This window comes from Methylobacterium sp. 10, from assembly GCF_000519085.1.
Taxonomy (GTDB): domain Bacteria; phylum Pseudomonadota; class Alphaproteobacteria; order Rhizobiales; family Beijerinckiaceae; genus Methylobacterium.
The window spans coordinates 1,780,108-1,800,567 of record NZ_KI912577.1 but is presented as its reverse complement, the minus strand read 5'-3'; the positions used below and the strand labels follow the sequence as shown (position 1 = coordinate 1,800,567).

Annotated in this window: 20 protein-coding genes and 1 riboswitch; of the genes, 13 read left to right on the top strand and 7 right to left on the bottom strand. The window is 69.9% G+C overall.

Annotated features, from left to right (window positions below; all coding sequences use genetic code 11):
* Nucleotides 1–6: 6 nt before the first annotated feature.
* The gene (locus K368_RS27315) at nt 7–201 is read right to left on the bottom strand and encodes a hypothetical protein (RefSeq protein WP_081739535.1); all 195 of its coding nucleotides are present in this window, start codon (nt 199–201) and stop codon (nt 7–9) included.
* Nucleotides 202–576: 375 nt separating this feature from the next.
* On the opposite strand from K368_RS27315, the gene K368_RS0108255 reads away from it, so the two are divergent.
* Nucleotides 577–1,764 (top strand): MFS transporter, encoded by a 1,188-nt coding sequence (locus K368_RS0108255; RefSeq protein WP_036266105.1) that lies wholly within the window; start codon nt 577–579, stop codon nt 1,762–1,764.
* Here the strand turns inward: K368_RS0108255 and cobD are convergent, their stop codons facing one another.
* Nucleotides 1,765–2,784 carry a threonine-phosphate decarboxylase CobD gene (cobD, locus tag K368_RS0108250; RefSeq protein WP_027171968.1) on the bottom strand — a complete coding sequence of 340 codons (1,020 nt, stop codon included), beginning with the start codon at nt 2,782–2,784 and terminating at the stop codon, nt 1,765–1,767. It abuts the gene before it with no gap.
* Nucleotides 2,785–2,828: 44 nt separating this feature from the next.
* Between cobD and cbiB the strand changes: the two genes are divergently transcribed.
* Nucleotides 2,829–3,830 (top strand): adenosylcobinamide-phosphate synthase CbiB, encoded by a 1,002-nt coding sequence (gene cbiB, locus K368_RS0108245; protein WP_027171967.1) that lies wholly within the window; start codon nt 2,829–2,831, stop codon nt 3,828–3,830.
* A gap of 34 nt (nt 3,831–3,864) precedes the next feature.
* Entirely contained in the window at nt 3,865–4,935 is a 1,071-nt protein-coding gene (locus K368_RS0108240; RefSeq protein WP_027171966.1) for a DUF3616 domain-containing protein, read from the top strand.
* Between the two features lie 4 nt (nt 4,936–4,939).
* On the opposite strand, the gene K368_RS0108235 is transcribed toward K368_RS0108240, so the two are convergent.
* The 5 genes from K368_RS0108235 to cobU form a co-directional block, all read right to left on the bottom strand.
* Nucleotides 4,940–6,283: an MFS transporter gene (locus tag K368_RS0108235; protein ID WP_027171965.1), complete on the bottom strand. Its 1,344-nt coding sequence runs from the start codon at nt 6,281–6,283 to the stop codon at nt 4,940–4,942.
* A 67-nt stretch (nt 6,284–6,350) separates the two neighbouring features.
* Nucleotides 6,351–7,811, bottom strand: a complete 1,461-nt coding sequence (locus tag K368_RS0108230) for a cobyric acid synthase (RefSeq protein ID WP_027171964.1) — start codon at nt 7,809–7,811, stop codon at nt 6,351–6,353.
* 159 nt (nt 7,812–7,970) lie between these two features.
* Nucleotides 7,971–8,678, bottom strand: a complete 708-nt coding sequence (locus K368_RS0108225) for a hypothetical protein (protein WP_036266104.1) — start codon at nt 8,676–8,678, stop codon at nt 7,971–7,973.
* Complete coding sequence (gene cobO, locus K368_RS0108220; protein WP_027171962.1) at nt 8,678–9,283, bottom strand: cob(I)yrinic acid a,c-diamide adenosyltransferase; 606 nt, start codon at nt 9,281–9,283, stop codon at nt 8,678–8,680. The genes K368_RS0108225 and cobO overlap by 1 nt, the downstream gene beginning before the upstream one ends.
* Before the next feature lie 11 nt (nt 9,284–9,294).
* The gene (gene cobU / locus K368_RS0108215; RefSeq protein WP_027171961.1) at nt 9,295–9,807 is read right to left on the bottom strand and encodes a bifunctional adenosylcobinamide kinase/adenosylcobinamide-phosphate guanylyltransferase; all 513 of its coding nucleotides are present in this window, start codon (nt 9,805–9,807) and stop codon (nt 9,295–9,297) included.
* A 106-nt stretch (nt 9,808–9,913) separates the two neighbouring features.
* Nucleotides 9,914–10,108: riboswitch (cobalamin riboswitch) on the top strand.
* A 53-nt stretch (nt 10,109–10,161) separates the two neighbouring features.
* Here cobU and K368_RS0108210 point away from each other — a divergent pair.
* The 10 genes from K368_RS0108210 to cobJ all read left to right on the top strand — a co-directional run bounded on the left by K368_RS0108210 (nt 10,162) and on the right by cobJ (nt 20,454).
* Nucleotides 10,162–10,338: a CbtB-domain containing protein gene (locus K368_RS0108210; RefSeq protein WP_018045261.1), complete on the top strand. Its 177-nt coding sequence runs from the start codon at nt 10,162–10,164 to the stop codon at nt 10,336–10,338.
* A gap of 31 nt (nt 10,339–10,369) precedes the next feature.
* Nucleotides 10,370–11,149: a CbtA family protein gene (locus tag K368_RS0108205; protein ID WP_027171960.1), complete on the top strand. Its 780-nt coding sequence runs from the start codon at nt 10,370–10,372 to the stop codon at nt 11,147–11,149.
* The gene (locus K368_RS0108200) at nt 11,142–11,564 is read left to right on the top strand and encodes a DUF1636 domain-containing protein (RefSeq protein WP_027171959.1); all 423 of its coding nucleotides are present in this window, start codon (nt 11,142–11,144) and stop codon (nt 11,562–11,564) included. Before K368_RS0108205 ends, K368_RS0108200 begins: the two co-directional genes overlap by 8 nt.
* Complete coding sequence (gene cobW / locus K368_RS0108195) at nt 11,561–12,595, top strand: cobalamin biosynthesis protein CobW (RefSeq protein WP_027171958.1); 1,035 nt, start codon at nt 11,561–11,563, stop codon at nt 12,593–12,595. The genes K368_RS0108200 and cobW overlap by 4 nt, the downstream gene beginning before the upstream one ends.
* Nucleotides 12,596–12,747: 152 nt before the next feature.
* Nucleotides 12,748–13,533 (top strand): DUF4349 domain-containing protein, encoded by a 786-nt coding sequence (locus K368_RS0108190; protein ID WP_245259538.1) that lies wholly within the window; start codon nt 12,748–12,750, stop codon nt 13,531–13,533.
* A 13-nt stretch (nt 13,534–13,546) separates the two neighbouring features.
* Nucleotides 13,547–16,930, top strand: a complete 3,384-nt coding sequence (gene cobN, locus K368_RS0108185; RefSeq protein WP_027171956.1) for a cobaltochelatase subunit CobN — start codon at nt 13,547–13,549, stop codon at nt 16,928–16,930.
* A complete protein-coding gene (gene cobG / locus K368_RS24255) occupies nt 16,927–18,282 on the top strand; it encodes a precorrin-3B synthase (RefSeq protein WP_036266100.1) in 1,356 nt (451 codons plus the stop codon). Before cobN ends, cobG begins: the two co-directional genes overlap by 4 nt.
* Nucleotides 18,279–18,911 (top strand): precorrin-8X methylmutase, encoded by a 633-nt coding sequence (locus tag K368_RS0108175; RefSeq protein WP_027171955.1) that lies wholly within the window; start codon nt 18,279–18,281, stop codon nt 18,909–18,911. The genes cobG and K368_RS0108175 overlap by 4 nt, the downstream gene beginning before the upstream one ends.
* Nucleotides 18,911–19,702 carry a precorrin-2 C(20)-methyltransferase gene (locus K368_RS0108170; RefSeq protein ID WP_027171954.1) on the top strand — a complete coding sequence of 264 codons (792 nt, stop codon included), beginning with the start codon at nt 18,911–18,913 and terminating at the stop codon, nt 19,700–19,702. The genes K368_RS0108175 and K368_RS0108170 overlap by 1 nt, the downstream gene beginning before the upstream one ends.
* The gene (cobJ, locus tag K368_RS0108165) at nt 19,699–20,454 is read left to right on the top strand and encodes a precorrin-3B C(17)-methyltransferase (RefSeq protein WP_027171953.1); all 756 of its coding nucleotides are present in this window, start codon (nt 19,699–19,701) and stop codon (nt 20,452–20,454) included. Before K368_RS0108170 ends, cobJ begins: the two co-directional genes overlap by 4 nt.
* Nucleotides 20,455–20,460: the final 6 nt, after the last annotated feature.

Here is a 20,460-nt window from a genome sequence, read left to right as displayed (position 1 = left end):
GATGTGTCAGCCTTGAGCGGCCTCGATGGCAACACGATCGGCCCGTTCGCGCCAATCCTCGACACCATGCTGGCGCGCGAAACGGAGCTCCGCTGCGCGTTGAGCCCGGCGAGGATCACGCGCCCGTGAAATCTCGACGCATCCGATCGTGAACGGCACGCCGAGAATTTGCTTGGCGAAGCTGACTCGGTAATTCGGCATTCCAAACTCCGTTGTCGATACGCGGTGGCGTCCCCGGGACTTGAAGACCGACTCGTCTCGACAGTCGAGAGTGTGGCAGAACGACTTGGCTCCTGCCAAGCGGGAGTTCGCCACGGAGACGCGCCAAGTCTTTATCCCATAACGATCCGTATATGGGGATCGAGGCATCCGATGGAAGGCAGCGGCCCATCACGGCCCGCTCTCCGACATGGGACCATTTCGCGCGCCCGCGGGTTGCACCCGCGCGCCGCCGCCCCTAACCGGAGGCGCGGCCATCCCGTCGCTCACGGAACCGTCCCATCGGATGACGAACAGTTCATTGTTTTTCCGTTGGCCTGGCGCGACGGGCGGCACCCTTCCGGTGCGAGCGTGACCATGCAACCCGATACCGGTTCCGGCCATGGATTCACCGCCAGGGCGCGCTTCGGCCTGACTCTGATCGCCGGCGGCGCCGTCGCCAACATCTATTATAACCAGCCCCTCCTCGCGGTTCTGGTAAGCGAGTTCGGCGAGCGCGCCGCGCTCCTCGTTCCCACCGCGTGCCTGGTGGGCTACGGCCTCGGCATTCTCGGCCTCGTGCCCCTCGGAGATGCGTGGCCGAGACGGACGCTCATCGTGGCGCAATTGCTCGGCCTGAGCGTGGCGCTCCTCGGCGCCGCCCTGGCGCCGAACATCGCCTTCCTGACTGTCGCCTGCCTCCTCATCGGGTTCCTCTCCTCGGCCGCGCAGCAGGCGGTCCCCTTCGCCGCCGAACTCGCGCCGGACGAGAGCCGGGGCCGGATGGTCGGGCAGGTGATGACGGGTCTCCTCACCGGCATCCTCCTCGCCCGGACGGTGAGCGGCTTCGTGGGCGCACATTTCGGCTGGCGCGCGGTGTTCTTCGCCGCCGCTGTCGTGGCCCTGGTCATCGCCGCCGTGGCGGCCACGACCCTGCCGAAGACCAAGCAGACCAAGCCGTTGCGCTACCGCGCGCTGATGCTGTCGATCCTGCACCTCGTGAAGACGCAGCCGATCCTGCGCAACGCCAGCCTCTCGCAGGGCCTGCTGTTCGCGAGCTTCAATGCATTCTGGGCGACGCTGGCCCTCTTGGTCGAGGCCCCGCCCTTCGATCTCACCGCCGCCGGCGCCGGCCTGTTCGGGGTGATCGGGGTCTGCGGCGCCTTCGTCGCCCCCCTCTCTGGGCGCTACACCGACAGGAAGGGCGCCCGGCCGGTGGTCGTCACCGGTGGCGCCCTCGTCCTGGCCTCGTTCCTCGTGCTGTGGCTCGGGGGCGAGGTCTCGCTGGTGGCCGTGGCCATCGGCGTCCTCCTCATCGATATCGGCCTCAATGGCGCGCTCATCGCCAACCAGACCCGAGCCTACGCCCTCGTTCCCGGTGCCAGGGGCCGGGTCAACACAGTGCTGTTCACGGTGATGTTCGTGTTCGGGGCACTCGGGGCCTTTGCCGGCTCGCAGGCGTTCCTGATGGCGGGGTGGCCCGGCGTTTGCGCAGTCGGCGCCCTGCTCTCGGGCGGGGGCCTCCTCGTGGCGATCTTCGACCAGTCGCGGACGAAGCCCGTCTGATCATGCGGCTTTGAGGACGCGGGACAGGCGGCACCATTCGCCCTTGTCCGCCGGCAGGCCGAAGCGCAGCCAGTGCGGGTTCGCCTCGAACCGCCGGACATAGATTCCGGCCTCGCCGAGGCGCTGGAACAGGTCGGGCGCGGCGTCGAACGCGGCCGTGCGGAACAGGCAGGTGCCGCCGACGATGCGCCCTCCCCGGCAGGCGATCAGCCGATCAAGGCGCAGCGCGTCGGCGTGACGATCGATGGCCGCCTCCCGCAGCCAGGCCCCATCGTACAACGCCGCCCGGCCGATGGCGAGCGCCGGTCCCGGCACCGCCCAGGGTCCGAGCGCCGCGCCGATCCGGAGGGCGAGCGCCGGCTCGGCAAGGGCGAAGCCGAGACGGATGCCGGCGAGGCCATAGGTCTTGCCGAAGGAGCGCAACACCACGAGACCGGGACCTGCTCGCGGTGCGAGGGATTCCACCGCTTCGAGGTCGATGAAGGCCTCGTCCACGACGAGCCAGCCTCCGCGCCGGGCGAGCCGCCCCGCGAGGTCGAGGAGCGTGGAGGCCTCCCAGGTCCGGCCATCAGGATTGTTCGGGTTGACCACGACGACGACGTCCACTTCCCCAGCCTGCGCCGGATCGGTCACCATCGTCACCGCATGGCCGCCCCGAAGCCATGCCGCCTCATGCTCGCCGTAGGTTGGACCGATGACGGCCACGCGCGACGGCGGCCTCAGGCGCGGCAGGGTCTCAATGAGGATCTGCGTGCCGGGTGCCGCCGCGACCTGGGCCGGATCCGTGACGCCATAGGCAAGGGCGGCGGCGGCACACAGGGCCTTCAGGTCGGCGCGGGAGGGAAGTCGCCGGAACGCGCTGGCCTCCAGCGTCGGACAGGGATACGGGACCGGATTGATCCCGGTGGAAAGGTCGATCCAGGGCTGCTCGGCGTGCGGAAACAGCACCTGGGCGGCATCGAGATCGCCCCCATGAGCGATGGGCCGGACCCGCTCGCTCGCCTCCTCCGTCCCGCTCATCGCGCTCCCATCACCCTGCCGCACCGAACCCCAATCCCGAACAGATGATCTGGACCGCCCTCGCCCATCCGCCGGATACGCTCGTAGTGCTGGGTCTCGCCCTCGCTATCGAGGCCGCGGCTGGCTATCCGGACCGGCTCTACAGGGCGCTGGGCCATCCTGTCACCTGGATCGGCCACCTGATCGGCGGGCTCGACCGGACCCTTAACACGGGCAGCGGGGGACGGCGGCGCGCGGCCGGGATCCTCGGCCTCCTCATCCTTCTGGGGACGGTCGGAGCGGTGTCCGTCGCGGGGACGGCGCTCGCCGCCACTGCGGGTCATCTCCCCGCGATGCTGCTCCTCGGCCTCGCCTGCGCGAGCCTGCCGGCGCAGCGCAGTCTCCACGACCATGTAGCCCGCGTCGCCATGGGCCTGCGTGCCGAGGGGTTGGCGGGCGGGCGACGCGAGGTCTCGATGATCGTCGGGCGCAACCCTGACAGCCTCGACGAGGCCGGCATCTGCCGCGCCGCCATCGAAAGCCTGTCGGAGAATTTCTCCGACGGCATCGTCGCCCCGGCATTCTGGATCGGGATCGGCGGCTTGCCGGGAGGAGCGCTCTACAAGGCAGTCAACACCGCCGACAGCATGATCGGCCACCGCACTCCCCGGCACGAAGCCTATGGCTGGGCCGCGGCCCGCCTCGACGATCTCGTCAACCTCCCGGCCTCGCGGCTCTCGGCGGGGTTGATCATGGCGGCCTCCCTCCTCCATCCCGGCACATCAGCGGCAGAGGCGTTCCGCGCCGTCCGGCGCGACGCGAGCCGGCACCGCTCACCCAATGCCGGCTGGCCCGAGGCGGCGATGGCGGGCGCGCTCGGCCTGCGTCTGGCAGGGCCACGCATGTACGGCGCCGAGATCGTGGACGATACCTGGATGGGCGATGGCCGGGCCGAGGCGGGCCTTCAAGATGTGGAGCGGGCGCTGGCCCTTTATCGCATCGCCTGCGCGCTGCTTTTCGGACTTGTTGCCCTCGGCGCATCTATACTCAAGGTTGTTTTTCTCTAATTTCGATCACTGACATTCGAAGGGGCGAGCGGCAATGATTCGGACTGGTCTTCTGACGATCCTGCTTGTTCATGGAGCCGCCACCGCGCAGGCCTTCGCGGCGGGAGGCGCGATGCGCGACCTCGTTCCGGTGGACCCGCCCTACAAGGTGACGTCCGGCCTGAGCGGCAAGGACGGCAAGCCCGCCAAGGACATCAGCGGCATCGCCTGCATGCCACCGAAGGACGCCAAGCGGCGTTGCCTCGTGGTCAACGACGAGAACACCGGCGCGCAGTTCATTACGATCGACGGGCACACGATCACGCCCGGCGCCGATATCGACCTCGTCGGCAGGGGACCGAACCCGAACACCCTGGGCACCCCGCCTTCGAAGAACGGCTGCTCGGGCGGCGAGGGTAAGTTCGACGATCTCGACGGCGAAGGAGTCGCCTATGCGGCTCCTTACTTCTACGTGGTCGGCTCGCATGGCTGCTCGCGCGGCAAGGCGAAGTTCAAGCTCTCCACCTTCGTGCTGGCGCGCATCCGGGTCGACACCGCGGGCGAGCCGGTGGGACCGGGTGCGGTAGAGACCACGTACCGCCTCGGGGACGCCCTCGGACTGGCAGAGGCCGTCAGCGCCTACTACACTCAGGATCTCCAGACCGATGATGGCGACGCGACACCCAACGGCCTCAACATCGAGGGCGTCGCCGTCGATGGAACGCGGTTGTTCGCCGGGCTTCGCGCGCCGTCCCATGACGGCAAGACCTTTGTCGTCGAGGCGGATGTCGGAGCCTTGTTCTCGCAGGGGCACGAGCCGCTGAAGGCGGCCCCGCAGGTGATCCCCCTCTCGGTCGGCCGCGGGGCCGGGATCCGCGATCTCGCCATCCTGCCCGACGGGCGGCTTCTCGTCCTCACCGGGCCGGCGCAAGGGCAGACCGACGTGCCTTACAGCCTGTTCGCCGCCGGTGCCTCCGTCAACGCGAAGCTCGAGCCGATCGGACGTCTCACCGGGGCGGAAAAGGGCGCGAAAGCGGAAGGTGTCGCGGTGCTGGGCGACAAGCGAATCCTCGTCATGTTCGACAGCATCAAGGATGGCGGGCCGCTCGAATACACACTGCCCTGACGGTTCAGGCCGGGCGCGGCGCGGTGGCGGGTGCGGCGACGCTCCGTCGGGCCGCGTCCCGGCGCAGGGCGGACAGCACCACGAACATCAGGCTCGCCCCGCAGGCGAGGCAGGCGGCCAGGAAAAACATGGGGACGAGGTCGCTGCCCGTGCGGTCGCGGATGAAGGGCACGGCGTTCTGCGAGATGAAGCCGCCGAGATTACCCACCGAGTTGATGGCGGCGATGCCGGCGGCGGCGCTCGCCCCCTTGAGAAAGGTGGCGGGCAGGGACCAGAACACGGGCTGGGCCGAGAACACCCCCGCCGCCGCCACGCAGAGGCACGCGAATTTGAGCACCGCCCCCGGCAGCACCACGCTCAGCACCAGGGCTAGGGCCGCGACGAGGCCAGGCACCACGACGTGCCAGACCTGATCGCCCGAGCGAGCCGCCCGGCGCGGCACCCACCACAGGGCGGCGGCCGTGATCAGCCAGGGGATGATGTTGATGAAACCGTTGACGGTGTTCGACACCTGGAAGCTGCGTACCACGGTCGGCAGCCAATAGCTCAGGCCATAGGCCGCAAGCGGGAAGGCGATGTAGACCGAGGCCAGCATCCAGACCCGCCGGTCGAGGAGCGCGGCGAAGGGGTTGCCGTGCTCCACCTGCCCCCCGGTCTCGCGCTCGAAGGCGAGGGTGCGGGCGAGCCAGTCGCGCCCCTCGCGAGACAGCCACGGCGCCTGTTCCGGCCCGTCGGGCAGGATGCGCAGGACCACGACGGCGAGGATCAGGGCCGGAATGCCCGTCGCCACGAAGACCCATTGCCAGCCCTTTAGGCCGAGGAGACCGTCGAGGTCGAGGAGGGCGCCGCCGATGGCCGCGCCGACCGCGTTGGCCAGCGCGCTTGCAATCATGAACCAGCCGATCATGCGGGCCCGGTGCGATTGCGGAAACCACAGGGTGAGCGCGAACAGCACGCCGGGGAAGAACCCCGCCTCCGCCACTCCAAGGAGGAAGCGCAGGATGTAGAACATCGCCGTGTTCTGGGTGAATCCGAGCAGGATCGTGATCACGCCCCAGGTCAGCATGATCCGGGCGAACCAGCGCCTCGCGCCAACCCGCTCCAGGATGACGTTGGCGGGAACCTCGAACAGGAAATAGCCGAGGAAGAACAACGATGCCCCAAGCCCATAGGCGGTCTCGCTCAAGGACAGGTCACCGACCATCTGGAGCTTGGCGTAGGAGATGTTCTGCCGGTCGATATAGGCGATCAGGTACATCAGCCCGAGGAGCGGCATCAGCCGCAGGGTCACGGTCCGGACCGTATCGTGCGCGAGGCGCGCATCGACCTGCGGGAGCGGCAGCGTCATTGGCGGTTTCCTCGGGGCTCGCCCCTCGAACGGGGGCCTGACGGGGCGAACCTACGCCGCGAAACCGCTATCGCGCCAGCGCAAGCAGGCGGTCGCAATCGACATGGGCCTCGATGTGTCGCGCCAAAGCGTCGAGGACGCGCTCGACCCCGCCTTCGTAGGAATGGCCGTCCGAGGCCGCCCCCAGGCGCGCGAGCCAGGCGGCCCGCTGCCGGTCGTCGGCGAAGAGGCCGTGGACATAGGTGCCGCTGACCCGCCCGTCGACCGAGACGGCGCCGTCCGCCCGCCCATCGGTGAAGCGGAGCAGCGGCGTCACCGTATCCGGACCCACCGTATCGCCCACATGCATCTCGTAGCCGCTGAACGGCAGGTCGTCGGCCAGCGTCCGGCCGCTCACCGCTTCGAGTCGCTTCAGCGGCGTCATCACCGTCCCGACATCAAGCAGGCCGAGTCCGGCGACGCTTCGCGGCTCGCCCTCGATCCCGTGCGGATCGCTCAGGGTACGGCCGAGCATCTGGTAGCCGCCGCAAAGGCCGAGCACATGGCCGCCGCGCCGGATATGGGCGCGGATGTCTACGTCCCAGCCCTCACGACGCAGGGCGTCGAGATCGTCGATCGTGGTCTTCGAACCCGGCAACAGGACGAGAGCGACGTCCCCGGGGATCGCCTCGCCGGGCCGGACCAGTACCACCTCGACCTCGGGCTCGGCTCTCAGGGGGTCGAGGTCGTCGAAATTGGCGATGCGTGGCAGGACCAGCACCGCGACGCGGATGCGCGTCCGGCTGGAGGAGGCGGAGCCGGCCAAGCCCAGTACGTCCTCGGAGGGCAGGCGCGCGGCCTCGGGGAAATGGGGCACAAGGCCGAGGGCGGGCCATCCGGTGGCTGTGGCGATGATGTCCATGCCGTCAGCGAACAGACTCGGATCGCCGCGAAAGCGGTTGACAAGGAAGCCCGCGATCATCGCCGCATCCTCCGTGTCGATCACCGCCTTCGTACCGACGAGGCTGGCGATGACGCCGCCCCGGTCGATGTCGCCGAGCAGGATCACCGGCGTATCGGTGGCCCGGGCAAAGCCCATATTGGCGATGTCGCCCCGGCGCAGGTTGACCTCGGAGGCGGAGCCGGCGCCTTCCACGATCACAAGATCGGCCTGAGCCTTCAGGTGCGAAAAACTCTCCAGCACGGAGGCCAGAAGGCGCGGCTTCCAGCCCTGGTAATCCCTGGCCTTCGCCGTGCCGACCATCCGGCCCTGGACCACCACCTGCGAGCCGGTCTCGCTCTGAGGCTTCAGCAGCACCGGGTTCATGTGGATGGAGGGCGCCACCCGGCAGGCCCGCGCCTGTAGCGCCTGGGCCCGGCCAATCTCGCCGCCATCGGCGGTGACGGCCGCGTTGTTCGACATGTTCTGTGGCTTGAATGGCCTGACGGCGAGGCCACGATGGGTGAAGGCCCGGCAGAGTCCGGCGACGATCAAGGACTTGCCGACATCCGAGCCGGTGCCCTGGATCATGATGGCACGGGCGGTCATGCGTTCGGGTCGACTCCGGTGTGCCGAGGGGCTTCGGCGAGCCGTAGCAGGTTTCGCAGAAGTGGCTCCTAGTTCTGCGATCGAAACCTGCGACACATCAGAAAGCTAAGCACGGTGAGCCGTTGGCGTGCCAACGCGAACCTGCTTAGCACGGCCGCGTCAGGGCCGCGACGGCGGGGCCGGGCCGCAGGCGGGATCGGAAGGTCGCTCGGCTCGGTGGAAATCGAGGATGGCGGAGCCGTAGGTCTCCACCACCTCCGAGAACGGCACCCGCTCCGCCGTGAACAGGACGGCGCGATGGCTGAACAGGCGATCGGGAATCGCGAGATCGCCGCATACGGATCCGGGCGGGGGGGCTTGCTCCCATCCAAGCGGCAGGGGCTGCCAGAGGAGTTCGGCGCCGATGGTCTGGCGTGTGGTGCCGAGCGCTTGCACCGCCCTGCCGAACGGCGTGTCCGTGGTCTCGAGCTGGCGGTTCATCTCCGGCGTCAGCCGTTCGGGCACGTACCAATTGTCAGCCTCCGACAGGACGTGGCCGCCGCAGGCGAGCCGCACCCGGCGATACTTCAGGGGCCTATCCGGGCCGGCCTGGAGCCGCCGGCGCGTCTCCTCGGATGCGGGCTTCTCAACCTCCCGCAGAAGCGTCGCCGCGAGACGTGGGGGCTCCGCCATGCCATGATCGCCACACCAGCCCTCCAGCGTCGCCGTGGCGCTGCGGCTAGCCAGGAGCCGCGCATTGAGCCCCTCCATCACCGCCAGTGCCTCGACCCGGCCCAGATAGGTGTCGGGCCAGGACGTGGCGGGCTGGGCGGAGGCTGCCGTCGCTATGATGGCGAGAAGACCAAAGGAGAGGAGGGCCGACCGCATCAGAACTCGATCCCCTCCTGCGCCTTCACCCCGGCGGCGAAGTGGTGCTTCACGCTGCCCATCTCGGTGACGAGGTCGGCGGCCTCGATCAGGGCCGGCTTGGCGTTGCGCCCGGTGACGATGACGTGGAGGTCGGGCCGGCGCGCCCGGAAGGCCGCGACTACGGCGTCGAGGGGCAGGTAATCGTAGCGCAAGGCGATATTGAGTTCGTCGAGGAGGACGAGGCGGATGGTCGGATCGGCCATCAGCTCCTCAGCCTTGGCCCAGGCCTGCTCGGCCGCCGCAATATCGCGGGCCTTGTCCTGTGTCTCCCAGGTGAAGCCCTGGCCGAGCGTATGCCACTCGATCCGGTCGCCGAAGGCCTTCAGCGCGTGCTTCTCGCCCGTGTCCCATGCGCCCTTGATGAACTGGACCACGCCGACCCGCCAGCCATGGCCGAGCGCCCGCAGCACGAGGCCGAGCCCGGCCGTGGTCTTGCCCTTGCCGGGACCGGTATTGACGATGAGAAGCCCCTTCTCGATCGTCTTGCCCGCCACCTCGGCGTCCTGGACGGCCTTGCGCTTCTCCATCTTCTCGCGGTGACGGTCGGCCTCCGGGTCGCTGATGTCTGAATCGCTCATGCGGCTGCTCCGGGTTGGGGTTTCACGATCATCGGCAGTCCCGCCACCATGAACACCACATGGTCGGCCCGCGCGGCGAGGCGCTGGTGCAGGCGGCCCGCCGCGTCGCGGAAGCGGCGGGCGAGCGCGTTGTCTGGCACGATGCCGAGACCGACCTCGTTGCCCACCAACACCACCGGCCCCGGCGCACGGTCGCAGGCCTCGATCAGCGCGACGGTCGCTGCCTCGATACCGGCCTCGGACAGGATCAGGTTGGTGAGCCAGAGGGTCAGGCAATCGACCAGGACAGGCCCGTCCGAGGCGGCTACGACCTCGGGGAGATCGATGGGCACGTCCCGCGTAATCCATCCGGCCGGACGGCGCGACCGGTGAAGGGCAATGCGCTCGCGCATCTCGTCATCCCAGGCCTGCGCTGTGGCGAGGTAGAGCCAGGGCGCCGGACAGGCTTCAATCAGCCGCTCCGCGTGCAGGCTCTTGCCCGAGCGCGCGCCGCCGAGGATCAGGGTCATTCGTGGGGAAGGCTGCCGCATGGCTTCCTTTAGCGCGAAACCGCCCTGCCCCGTCAAAGGCGGTAAAACGCTTTGGCAACGCGTTGTCAGCGCTCCCGCGAGCGCGTAGAAGCGAGGTTCGGACGGTGCCCCGGCAACGGGGTGAAAAGGGAATGCGGTGAGGGCAGGCGCCTGAAACCGCAGCTGCCCCCGCAACTGTGAGCGGAGACGGGCCTGCCATCGGCCACTGGAGCGATCCGGGAAGGCGGCAGGACCGGACGACCCGCGAGCCAGGAGACCTGCCTTCCGAAGGGGACATCGTCCTCCCGCTCGATCCTCGAACGCCGCCGGCGGGGCGGCCGGAGACCTGACACCATGACGACCAACACCCTCGTCCTCACCGGAACCCGCAGCAACGAGCGTCTCGGCGCCGTGCTCATGGCTGCCTTCCTCGGCCTCGGACTCGTGTTCATGGCGGGCTTCGCCCCGGCAATGGCGCTGCACAACGCGGCTCACGACTTCCGGCACGCCCAGAATTTCCCCTGCCACTGACCGCCTCGCGCTCAGGCAGGATCCAAGACTCATGATTATCCGACTCGTGTCGGCGGCCCTGGTCGCCGGCTTCCTGGCGGCTGTCGTCGCCACGGGCTTGCAGCTCGCTCTCACCTCGCCGCTGATCATCGCGGCCGAGCGGTACGAGAGCGGCGAGGCCACGGCGCCTGCGGCGCAATGGATGCCGCGCAGCACCTCTCCCGCCTCCCTCATCGTGCCCGTTCATTCGAGCCACGATCATGGCGGCAAGACGGGCGGTGTCGAGGGCGGCGAAGTCGCTCCGGCCTGGCAGCCTGGCCCCGGCCTGCCGCGCATGGTCTTCACCGCCCTCGCCACCCTGGTCGGCGGCGTGGGTTATGCCCTGCTACTGGGCGCGGCCCTCATCGCCTGCGGCCGGGAGCCGAGCCCGGAAGCGGGCCTGCGCTTCGCCATCGCCGGCTTCCTTGCGGTCGCCCTCGCCCCGGCCCTGGGCCTCCCGCCGGAACTTCCCGGCATGGAGGCGGCACCGCTCGCAGAACGCCAGTTCTGGTGGATCATGACCGCGGCTGCGACTGCCATGGGCCTCTACCTGATTGCGATCCGCCGCTCCTCCATCGCCATAGCGGGGGGGGTCGTGCTCCTCGTCGCGCCTCATCTCGCCGGGGCACCGGAGACGAGCCACACCGCCTCTGCTCTGCCGCCGGGTTATGCGGCGCAGTTCGCAGCGCGATCGCTCGGCATCGCCTTCGTGTTCTGGGCGGTGATCGGCCTTGCCTTCGGCTGGGCCTGGAACAGCTTCGGGCGCAAGAGACCGGCGATGTCCAATGCCTGACGAGGACATCCAGGCCGGTCGCCAGGTCGTGCTCTACGTCTGCGCTACCTGCCGCGCGGCCGGCGACATGTCCGAGCCCCGCGCCGGGGCCCGTCTGGTCTCGGCGCTGCGCGATGCGGTGACTGAAGCCGGCACCGCCGGCGTCGCGGTCGAGAGCGTGGACTGCCTCTCGGTCTGTAAGCGCCCCTGCACCGTCGCGGTGGCGTCGGAGGGTCGCTGGACCTACGTCTACGGCGACCTCGATCCGATCGAATCCGCCAAGACCATCCTCGCGGGCATCGGCCTGTATGCGGAGACCCCGGACGGTATCGTGCCCTGGAAGGCGCGGCCGGAGGCGTTCCGCAAAGGAGTCGTCGCCCGCATCCCCCCGTTTCCTCCGCCCCGCGCGGATAGAATTCCGGACGCCGCCGAATGAGCATCGTCGAGAAGATCCCCTGCACCATCGTCACCGGCTTCCTCGGAGCGGGCAAGACGACCCTCGTCCGCCATCTCGTGGAGAATGCCGGCGGCCGGCGGCTCGCCATCATCGTCAACGAGTTCGGCGATATCGGCTTCGACGGGTCGTTCCTGGCCGCCTGCGGCATCGAGGGCTGCCAGGACGAGGACATCGTGGAGCTTGCCAACGGCTGCATCTGCTGCACCGTGGCCGACGATTTCGTCCCCGCCCTCAACAAGCTCCTCGACCGGGCCGACCCGCCGGAGCACATCCTCATCGAGACATCCGGCCTCGCGTTGCCCAAGCCCCTTGTCCAGGCTTTCCACTGGCCGGCCATCCGCTCGCGGGTAACGGTGGACGGGGTAATCGCGGTCATCGACGGACCGGCCGTGGCCGCCGGCTTCTTCGCCGACGATCCGGCGGCCCTTGCCGCCCAGCGCGCGGACGATGCCAGCGTCGACCACGACAACCCGCTGGAAGAGGTGTTCGAGGACCAGCTCCTCTGCGCCGACCTCGTGGTCATGAACAAGGCCGACCTCCTTGACGAAGCCGGCAAGGCCAAGGTCCGCGCCGAGGTCGAGCGCCAACTGCCCCGCGCGGTGAAGATGGTCGAAGCCGAGCATGGCCGCCTGGACCCGCGCGTGATCCTTGGTCTCGGCGCCGCCGCCGAGGACGATCTCGACGCCCGTCCCTCCCATCACGGCGAGGGCGAGGACCACGATCACGACGATTTCGACTCTGTGGCCATTCTCGTGTCGGCCGCAGCGAGCGCCGAGGATCTCGCCGCCCGCGTCGCCCGCGCCGCCGAGACCAGTGGCGTCCTCCGGATCAAGGGCTTCGCCGAGGTCACCGGCAAGCCGATGCGCCTTGTGGTCCAGGGTGTCGGCGCCCGCATCGCCCATCATTACGACCGCCCCTGGCGGACAAGCGAGAACCGCGACGGCCGGCTCGTGGTGATCGGCCTCAAAGGTTTCGACCAGGGGGCGGTGGCGACCGCCCTGGCGGGGTGAGCCCGTTGGCGGCCCGGATGGTCCGACGGATCCTGGCAAGCAGGTGCCGCGGACTCGTGGCCGCGTCCGGCTTGGCGGCTCTCACGGCAATCGGTGGCTGCTCGGATTCGCGCCCGCCTAGGCAAGAGTTTCAGGCCTCGGACAGGCGGGCGATGGCCCGTCTCAATCCCGAAGCTCGTCCGCTGGTTCAGACGAGCGATGCGAAGCTCGCCTATACCCACGACCTGACCATCGGATTACCGCCCCAGCGGGTCACCGCGCATTTCGAAGCCGCGCGCGACCGCTGTTTGAACGAGGCGACCCTGAAATGCGTCCTCGTCGCCGCGTCGATCGACGATGGCCAGAGGCCGTCGGGCCGTCCGCAGGCGCAGATCCAAGTCCGGCTTCCACATGATTCCGTCGCGCCCTTCGTGGTCTTCGTCACGGCTCCCCTCCCCGGCGAGGCGGCGGGTGACGTCGTGCTCCGGAGCCAATCGACGCACGCCGACGATCTGACAGACGCCATCGAGGATGGTAGCCGTCGATTGGCCCAGCTCACTGCCTATCGCACCAGGCTCGATACGATCGCCGCACGGCCGGACCCTCGGGTGGAGGATCTGATCCGCATCGCGCAGGAACTGGCGAAAGTTCAATCCCAGATCGAGGAGGCCGACGCCAAGCAGCGCGGCCTGAGCCAGCGCGTCGACACGGAGATCGTCTCCGTCGCCTTACGCTCCGATGAGGCGCGCGCCGGGCCCCTCGCCCCCATGAAGGACGCGTGGGACCAAGCGGGCCAGACCTTCGGCACGAGCGCCGGATCGGCCTTGCGTTTCGTCGTCGCCGGACTGCCGTGGCTGCCGCTGGTCCTGATCGGCGTGATTCTCCTTCGCGCGCTGTGGCGCCGGCGCGGCCGCCGAAGCGCCATGACCGAGCGGACGTCCTCCAGGGCACAGCCATGACGGCGCGCTGCCCATGCATCTGATCCGAATCGACACGGTCTCCCTCGACGAAGGCGAAGCCGCCATCGATCTGGGCCAGGCGCCCGGCGACATCGTGTTCCTATCCTTCACGGATTCGGATCTCTCCGGCATGGCCGGCGCGCATGCGGCTGAGCGGGAGGCGGCGGCGCGGGACTCGTCGGGAGTCGACGTCCCGACGCTCCGCCTCGCCAAGCTGGCGCGGCTGCGCCATCCGATGTCCGTCGACCTCTACGTGGACAACGTAATCGCGCGGTCGAAATTCGTGGTGATCCGCTGCCTCGGAGGCCTCGATTACTGGCGCTACGGCGTCGAACGCGCCGCCGCGGCCGCCCGCGCGAACGGCGTGAAGCTCGCCGTCATTCCGGGCTGCGACAAGCCCGATCCCCGCCTCACCGCCTTCTCGACGGTGGCTCCGGAACTAGTGGAGACGCTAGAGGGCTATTGCCGCGCGGGCGGATCCGACAACCTGCGCCGGATGGTCCGGCGTCTCGCCCGGGAGATCGGGCACGCGGTCGAAGCGCTGCCGCCGGTCGCCCTGCCGCGCGGCTTTGCCTGGTGCCCGGGCTGCGGACCGCTTCCGCACAAGACCGCCCTCGCCGCCGCCGGGCCGGATCGCCCCCTCGCCCTCATCCTGGTCTATCGTTCGGCCGTGCTCGGCGGCGACACCCGACCCGTAGCCGACCTCATCGCCGCCCTGGGTGAGCGCGGTATCGGAGCCGTCACCCTCGCGGTCGCGAGTCTCAAGGACCCGTTGGCCCTCGATGCCGTGCGGACGACGCTCACCGCGCGCAGCCCGGACATCGTGATCGCGGCGACGGCCTTCTCGGCGCGGGAGGATGCCGGTTTCGTCCTCGATGCAGCCGACGCGCCCATCCTTCAAGCCTACACGATCGGGGCCTCGCGGGAGGCCTGGCAAGCTTCGGCGCGGGGGATGAACGCTGCCGACCTCGCCATGCAGGTGGCGCTTCCCGAATTCGACGGACGGCTGTCCGGTTTCCCGATCTCGTTCAAGGAGGACGGGCCGGAGATCGACGGGTTCAGCGAACGCCGCGCCATTCCCTTTCCGGCCGGCATCACGGCCCTGGCAGACCGCGCCACGGCCTGGGTGGCACTGAAGCACCGGCCGCGCGCTGCGCGCCGGCTCGCCCTTGTCCTGTCCGATTACCCCGCCCGCGGCGGCCGGGCGGGCTTTGCCGTGGGGCTCGACACGCCGGCGAGTGCGCGAACCATCGCGGAGACGATGCGGCGGGCCGGCTATTCGGTGGGCACGCTGCCGGGGCCGGACGCTCTGATGCACGCGTTGACGAAGGAGGCGCCGACCTTCGCGGTGCCGCTCGCAGTCTATCGCGGCTGGCTGGCCACGTTGTCGCAGGACGAGCGCGACACGCTCGACCAACGCTGGGGCGAGCCGAAGGCCGACCCGGTCTGCATCGACGGGGCGTTCCGCTTCGCGATGGTGCCCGACAATTCTCCGGCCAACCCTCAACTTGATCCTGAGTTCGGTGATGGGACGAGGGGACGCCTCGCCGTCTTCCTGCAGCCCGATCGCGGCCGGGCGGCCGACCGCAAGGCTGGCTATCACGATCCCGACGAGCCGCCGACCCACGCCTATCTCGCCTTCCATCTCGGGTTGCGGGAGGGGTTCGACGCCCTGATCCATCTCGGCACCCACGGCACCACCGAATGGCTGCCGGGTAAGGCCGTGGCCGTGTCGCCGGCCTGCTGGCCGGCGCTGGCCATCGGACATCTGCCCGTGATCTACCCGTTCATCGTCGACGATCCCGGCGAGGCGGCCCCGGTGAAGCGCCGGCTCGGCGGCATCGCGCTGGGTCACCTGACGCCCCAGACAGAATGCGCCGGCTTGACCCCAGAGGCCGCGCGGCTGCGCGAACTCGTGGAAGAGTATTCCTCGGCCAGCGTCCTCGACCCGCGCCGGGCCGAGATCATCGCCCGCGCGATCCTCGACGATGCGGCCGATGCCGGTCTCCTGTCGGGCGCTGGGATCGATGCGGACACCCCCATGGCCGATGCGCTCACCGCCCTCGACGCGCATCTCTGCGACCTCGGCGAGGTGACCACCCGCGACGGCCTCCACGTCTTCGGATCGGCATCGGACGATGCGCCGGCCTCTGTGAAAGCCTGCGCGGCGGCCGAGCGCGAGGGGCTGCTCGCGGCCCTCGACGGACGCTTCGTTCCCCCCGGCCCCGCCGGCTCGCCCTCGCGTGGGCGGACCGACGTGATGCCCACGGGGCGCAACCTCACCACCCTCGATCCGCGTAGCCTGCCAACGCGGGCCGCCACGCTGCTCGGCTCGAAAGCCGCCCATGCGGTGGTGCGGCGCTACCTGCAGGACGAGGGCGAGTACCCGGCCCGCATCGTCATGGACCTCTGGGCCTCGCCGACGCTTCGCACCGGCGGCGAGGACGTGGCGCACGCCCTCGCGCTCATGGGCGTACGCCCGACCTGGGACCATGCCTCCACCCGCGTCACCGGTTTCGAGGTGCTGCCGCTCGCCCTTCTCGACAGGCCGCGCATCGACGTGACCCTGCGCGTGTCGGGCGCGTTCCGCGACACCTTTCCCGAGACCCTCTCCCTCCTTGCCCGCGCAGCGGCCGCCGTTGCCGAACGCGACGAGGAGGACGACGAGAATCCGCTGGCCGCCGCGCGCCGCCGGGGGGAGACTCCCGCCCGTGTCTATGGCGCCGCGCCGGGCCGTTACGGCGCCGGTGCCGGCGAGCTCGCCCTTGACGGACAATGGCGAAGCCGCGACGATCTCGGTCAAGCCTATCTCGACGCCACCTCGCATGCCTATGGCGGCGCTGAGGACAGGGCCGATGCGGGCTTTGCCGCGCGCGTCGCGCAGGCCGACGCCTATGTCCACGCCTTCGACGTCGCCGAGCGCGACCTCCTGGACGGCGACGCCGCGGCCGATGCCATGGGCGGGTTCTCCGCCGCCGCCGCCCTGGGCGGACGCGTACCCGCCCTCTACAGCCTCGACGTCGCCGACCCGGAGAAGCCCAAAGCGCGCACCGCCCGCGAGGATGCGGCGCGCCTCATCCGCGCCAAGCTCGCGAACCCACGCTGGATCGCGGCGCAGCTGCGCCACGGCTATCGCGGCGCCCAGGAACTGGCACAGGGGATCGATGCGGTCTTCGTCCTCGCCGCCGCCACGAACGCCATCTCCGATGCCGATCTCGACCGGCTCTATGGCGCGATGATCGCCGATCCCGATACGTTCGACGCCTTGCGCGCGGCCAATCCCGAGGCCGCCCGCGCCATCCTCGAACGGCTCGACGAAGCGCGCCGGCGCGGCCTCTGGACCACCCGCCGCAACGCCATGGCCGCCGACGAATTGATGCCGGAGGCCGCCGAATGAGCGCGCCGCGCCGCGTTTCGCCGGAGCCCGCGCGCCGGGGCTGGTGCCCGAGCCTCGCCCGGCCGATGCCGACCGGCGATGGATTACTCGCCCGCGTGCACCCGCCGCTGGGCATCCTCACGCCGGCCCAGGCGCGGGCGGTGGCGGAGGGCGCGCGCAGCCACGGCAACGGCCATATCGACGTGACCGCGCGAGCGAACCTGCAGGTCAGGGGCGTCACCGAGGCGACCCGCTGCGGCCTCGCGGAGGCACTCGGCGCGGCCGGGCTCGGCGACGTGCGTGGCGACGGCGGGCCGCAGCGGCTCACCCTGACCGCGCCGCTCGCCGGCCTTGAAGCGACGCCCATCGACATCCCATCCCTGGCCGGGTCGATCGAGGCGATCGGGCTGGCGATCCCAGGCCTGCCGCCCAAGGCGCTGGTCGCCGTCGAGGCGGCGGAGTCCGGCGCCTGCCTCGGCGGAGCCCAGCCGGATTGCCATCTCGTCGCCACGGCGGAGGGTATGGCGTTGCACCTGGCGGGCGACGCGGCTTGGTGGCACGTCCCGGCCGACGACGTGCCGACCGTCCTCGACACCGCCCTGCGTCGGCTCGCGGAGAGTGGGCAGCGCCGGGTGCGGGATCTATCCTCCGCGGACAGGGGCGGACTGGTGCTGGGCCTGCGCCCCGCAACGACCCCGGCCGGCGCATCGCTCCCGCGCCCTGGCCTCCTTCCCCTGAACTCACGTCTTCTCAATGCGCGCGGGCAGCACGGTTCTACTCTCCTCAAAGAAGAGCCCAGCCCCGCTTCACGCCCGAGAGAAAACACGCCTATCGCCATCTTGGTCGACGCGCCCTTCGGCCGATGCACGGCGGACGCCCTGGAATCCCTTGCCGATGCGGCCGAATCCCTCGGCGGGAAGCCCCTGCGGCTCTCGCCCACGCGGGGGTTTCTCCTCGTCACCCCCGACGCGGCAGCGGCAGAGGCGGTGCGAACCATTCTCGCGGCAGCGGGCTTCCTAACGGAGGCCGACGATTCCAGGCGGGCCGTTGCCGCCTGTCCAGGAGCGCCGGCCTGCGCCTCTGGCTCGACGGCGACACTTATAGATGCGGCGCGGCTGGCCGACGCCTTCGAGGCCTTCGCTGCGCGTGGCCTATCGGCCCATGTCTCCGGCTGCGCCAAGGGCTGCGCCCATCCCGCCGCCGCCTCGCTCACCCTCGTCGGACGCGACGGGCTATACGGCATCGTCCTCGATGGCCGGCCCGATGCATTGTCGGCGACCCTCCTCACTTTCGACGCGGCGCTGGAGCGCGTAAGGAGGGCCGATCCGGCCTATCCCGACACCCTCGCCCACGCTTTCAGGACATCCCCATGAGTTCGCGCCTCGACTATCTGCGCGACGGACAGGCGATCTACGCCCGGTCCTTCGCCATGATCCGCGCCGAGGCCGACCTCGCCCGCTTCTCCGGCACCGCCGAACGCGTCGTCGTGCGGATGATTCATGCCTGCGGCATGACTGACCTGCCCAAGGACGTGGAAGCCTCCGAAAATTTCGCCGCCAGCGGCGAGGCCGCGCTCAAGGCCGGAGCACCGATCCTGTGCGATGTGCGCATGGTCGCCGACGGTGTCACCCGCTCGCGCCTTCCCGCCGACAACCGGGTGATCTGCACCCTGACCGACCCACGCGTGCCCGGCCTCGCTGCCGAGATGAACACGACCCGCACTGCCGCCGCCATGGAACTGTGGCGCGAGCATCTTCCCGGCAGCATCGTCGCCGTCGGCAACGCGCCGACCGCCCTGTTCCGGCTGCTCGAACTGCTCGATGAAGGCGTCGCCCCGCCGGCGGCGGTCATCGGCATCCCCGTCGGCTTCGTGGGGGCCGCCGAATCGAAGGAGGCCCTTGCCCGCGACGGTCGGGTGCCCTTCATCGTCGTTCATGGAAGGCGCGGCGGCAGCGCCATGACCGCCTCGGCGATCAATGCCCTCGCCACCGAGATCGAGTGATGGATTCGGGCGAGCGGCTTCCCCCCGCCGAGCCGGCGGATATCACCGAGATCCCGCGACAGGTCACCACCGGCACGCTCTACGGCGTCGGGATGGGGCCGGGCGACCCGGATTATCTCACCGTCCGCGCCATGAAGCTTCTGGCCGAGGCGCCGGTCCTGGTGCATTTCTGCAAGAAGGGCCGGCGCGGCAATTCCCGCACCATCGCCGACGCGGTCATGCGTGACCCGGCCCGCGAGATGGCGCTGGTCTATCCCTACACCACCGAGCTTCCGCCCGAGCACGGCGAGTACGTCTCCGCTCTGGCCTCCTTCTACGACGATGCGGCGACGCGAATCGCCGACCACCTCGGGGCCGGACGCGACGTGGCGATCCTGTCGGAGGGCGATCCGTTCTTCTACGGCTCGTTCATGCATCTGTGGCGCCGTCTGAAGGACCGTTTCCCGGTGGAGGTGGTGCCCGGCGTCACCGGCATGTCCGGTTGCTGGACCAGGGCGGGCACCCCGATCACCTGGGGCGACGATGTGCTGACGATCCTCCCGGCAACGCTGGGCCATGACGCCCTGGTGGAGCGCCTGCGCATCACCGACGCCGCCGTCATCATGAAGCTCGGCCGCCACCTGCCGAAGGTGCGCCGCGCCCTGGCCGAGACCGGCCTCCTCGACCGCGCGGTCTATGTGGAACGTGGCACCATGGCCGGCGAGAAGGTGATCGCGCTGGCCGAGAAGCCGGACGACGACGCCCCCTACTTCTCGATGGTTCTGGTGCCCGGCGAGGGGCGCCGCCCGTGACCGGCTCCGTCACGGTCGTGGGCCTCGGGCCGGGCGATCCGCGTCTCCTCACCCAGGCGGCGAGCGAGGCGCTGGCGCTGGCGCAGGACCTCATCGGCTACATCCCTTACGTCGCTCGCGTGCCCGACCGACCGGGGCTGACGAAACACGCCACCGACAACCGCGTCGAGATCGATCGCGCCGGCCATGCCCTCCGACTTGCTGCCTCCGGCCGACGGGTCGCCGTGGTGTCCGGTGGTGATCCGGGCGTCTTTGCCATGGCGGCGGCGATCTTCGAGGCGGTGGAGACCGGCGATCCGGAATGGCGCCATCTCGCCATCACCGTCGAGCCCGGCATCACGGCGATGCTGGCGGCCGCCGCCCGCCTCGGCGCGCCGCTGGGGGGCGATTTCTGCGCGATGTCCCTGTCCGACAACCTCAAGCCCTGGGAGGTCATAACAGACCGGCTGGAGGCGGTGCTGCGGGCGGATTTCGTGATCTCGCTCTACAACCCGATCTCGTCGGCCCGGCCGTGGCAACTCGGGGCCGCGCTCGGTCTCGCCGCCGAACATCGGCCGCCGGAGACGCCTGTGATCTTCGCCCGCGCGGTGTCGCGGCCGGACGAAGCGATCCGCGTGCTCACCTTGGCGCAGGCGCGTGAGACCAAGGCCGACATGGCGACGATGGTGATCATCGGCGCCTCCGGCACCCGGCTGATCCCGCGCGGGGACGCGACGCCCTTCGTCTACACTCCCCGCAGCGTTCCGGCGTGAGGGTGG

Coding starts and splice junctions, on each gene's coding strand:
- K368_RS0108255 (WP_036266105.1), top strand. CDS start 577: ATGCAACCCGATACCGGTTCCGGCCATGGATTCACCGCCAGGGCGCGC.
- K368_RS0108235 (WP_027171965.1), bottom strand. CDS start 6,283: ATGACGCTGCCGCTCCCGCAGGTCGATGCGCGCCTCGCGCACGATACG.
- K368_RS0108170 (WP_027171954.1), top strand. CDS start 18,911: ATGGATTCGGGCGAGCGGCTTCCCCCCGCCGAGCCGGCGGATATCACC.
- cobD (WP_027171968.1), bottom strand. CDS start 2,784: ATGAGCGGGACGGAGGAGGCGAGCGAGCGGGTCCGGCCCATCGCTCAT.
- cobW (WP_027171958.1), top strand. CDS start 11,561: ATGAGCATCGTCGAGAAGATCCCCTGCACCATCGTCACCGGCTTCCTC.
- K368_RS0108225 (WP_036266104.1), bottom strand. CDS start 8,678: ATGCGGTCGGCCCTCCTCTCCTTTGGTCTTCTCGCCATCATAGCGACG.
- cobG (WP_036266100.1), top strand. CDS start 16,927: ATGAGCGCGCCGCGCCGCGTTTCGCCGGAGCCCGCGCGCCGGGGCTGG.
- K368_RS0108200 (WP_027171959.1), top strand. CDS start 11,142: ATGCCTGACGAGGACATCCAGGCCGGTCGCCAGGTCGTGCTCTACGTC.
- cobN (WP_027171956.1), top strand. CDS start 13,547: ATGCATCTGATCCGAATCGACACGGTCTCCCTCGACGAAGGCGAAGCC.
- K368_RS0108175 (WP_027171955.1), top strand. CDS start 18,279: ATGAGTTCGCGCCTCGACTATCTGCGCGACGGACAGGCGATCTACGCC.
- K368_RS0108240 (WP_027171966.1), top strand. CDS start 3,865: ATGATTCGGACTGGTCTTCTGACGATCCTGCTTGTTCATGGAGCCGCC.
- cobU (WP_027171961.1), bottom strand. CDS start 9,807: ATGACCCTGATCCTCGGCGGCGCGCGCTCGGGCAAGAGCCTGCACGCG.
- K368_RS27315 (WP_081739535.1), bottom strand. CDS start 201: ATGCCGAATTACCGAGTCAGCTTCGCCAAGCAAATTCTCGGCGTGCCG.
- K368_RS0108230 (WP_027171964.1), bottom strand. CDS start 7,811: ATGACCGCCCGTGCCATCATGATCCAGGGCACCGGCTCGGATGTCGGC.
- cbiB (WP_027171967.1), top strand. CDS start 2,829: ATGATCTGGACCGCCCTCGCCCATCCGCCGGATACGCTCGTAGTGCTG.
- K368_RS0108205 (WP_027171960.1), top strand. CDS start 10,370: ATGATTATCCGACTCGTGTCGGCGGCCCTGGTCGCCGGCTTCCTGGCG.
- K368_RS0108210 (WP_018045261.1), top strand. CDS start 10,162: ATGACGACCAACACCCTCGTCCTCACCGGAACCCGCAGCAACGAGCGT.
- K368_RS0108190 (WP_245259538.1), top strand. CDS start 12,748: ATGGCCCGTCTCAATCCCGAAGCTCGTCCGCTGGTTCAGACGAGCGAT.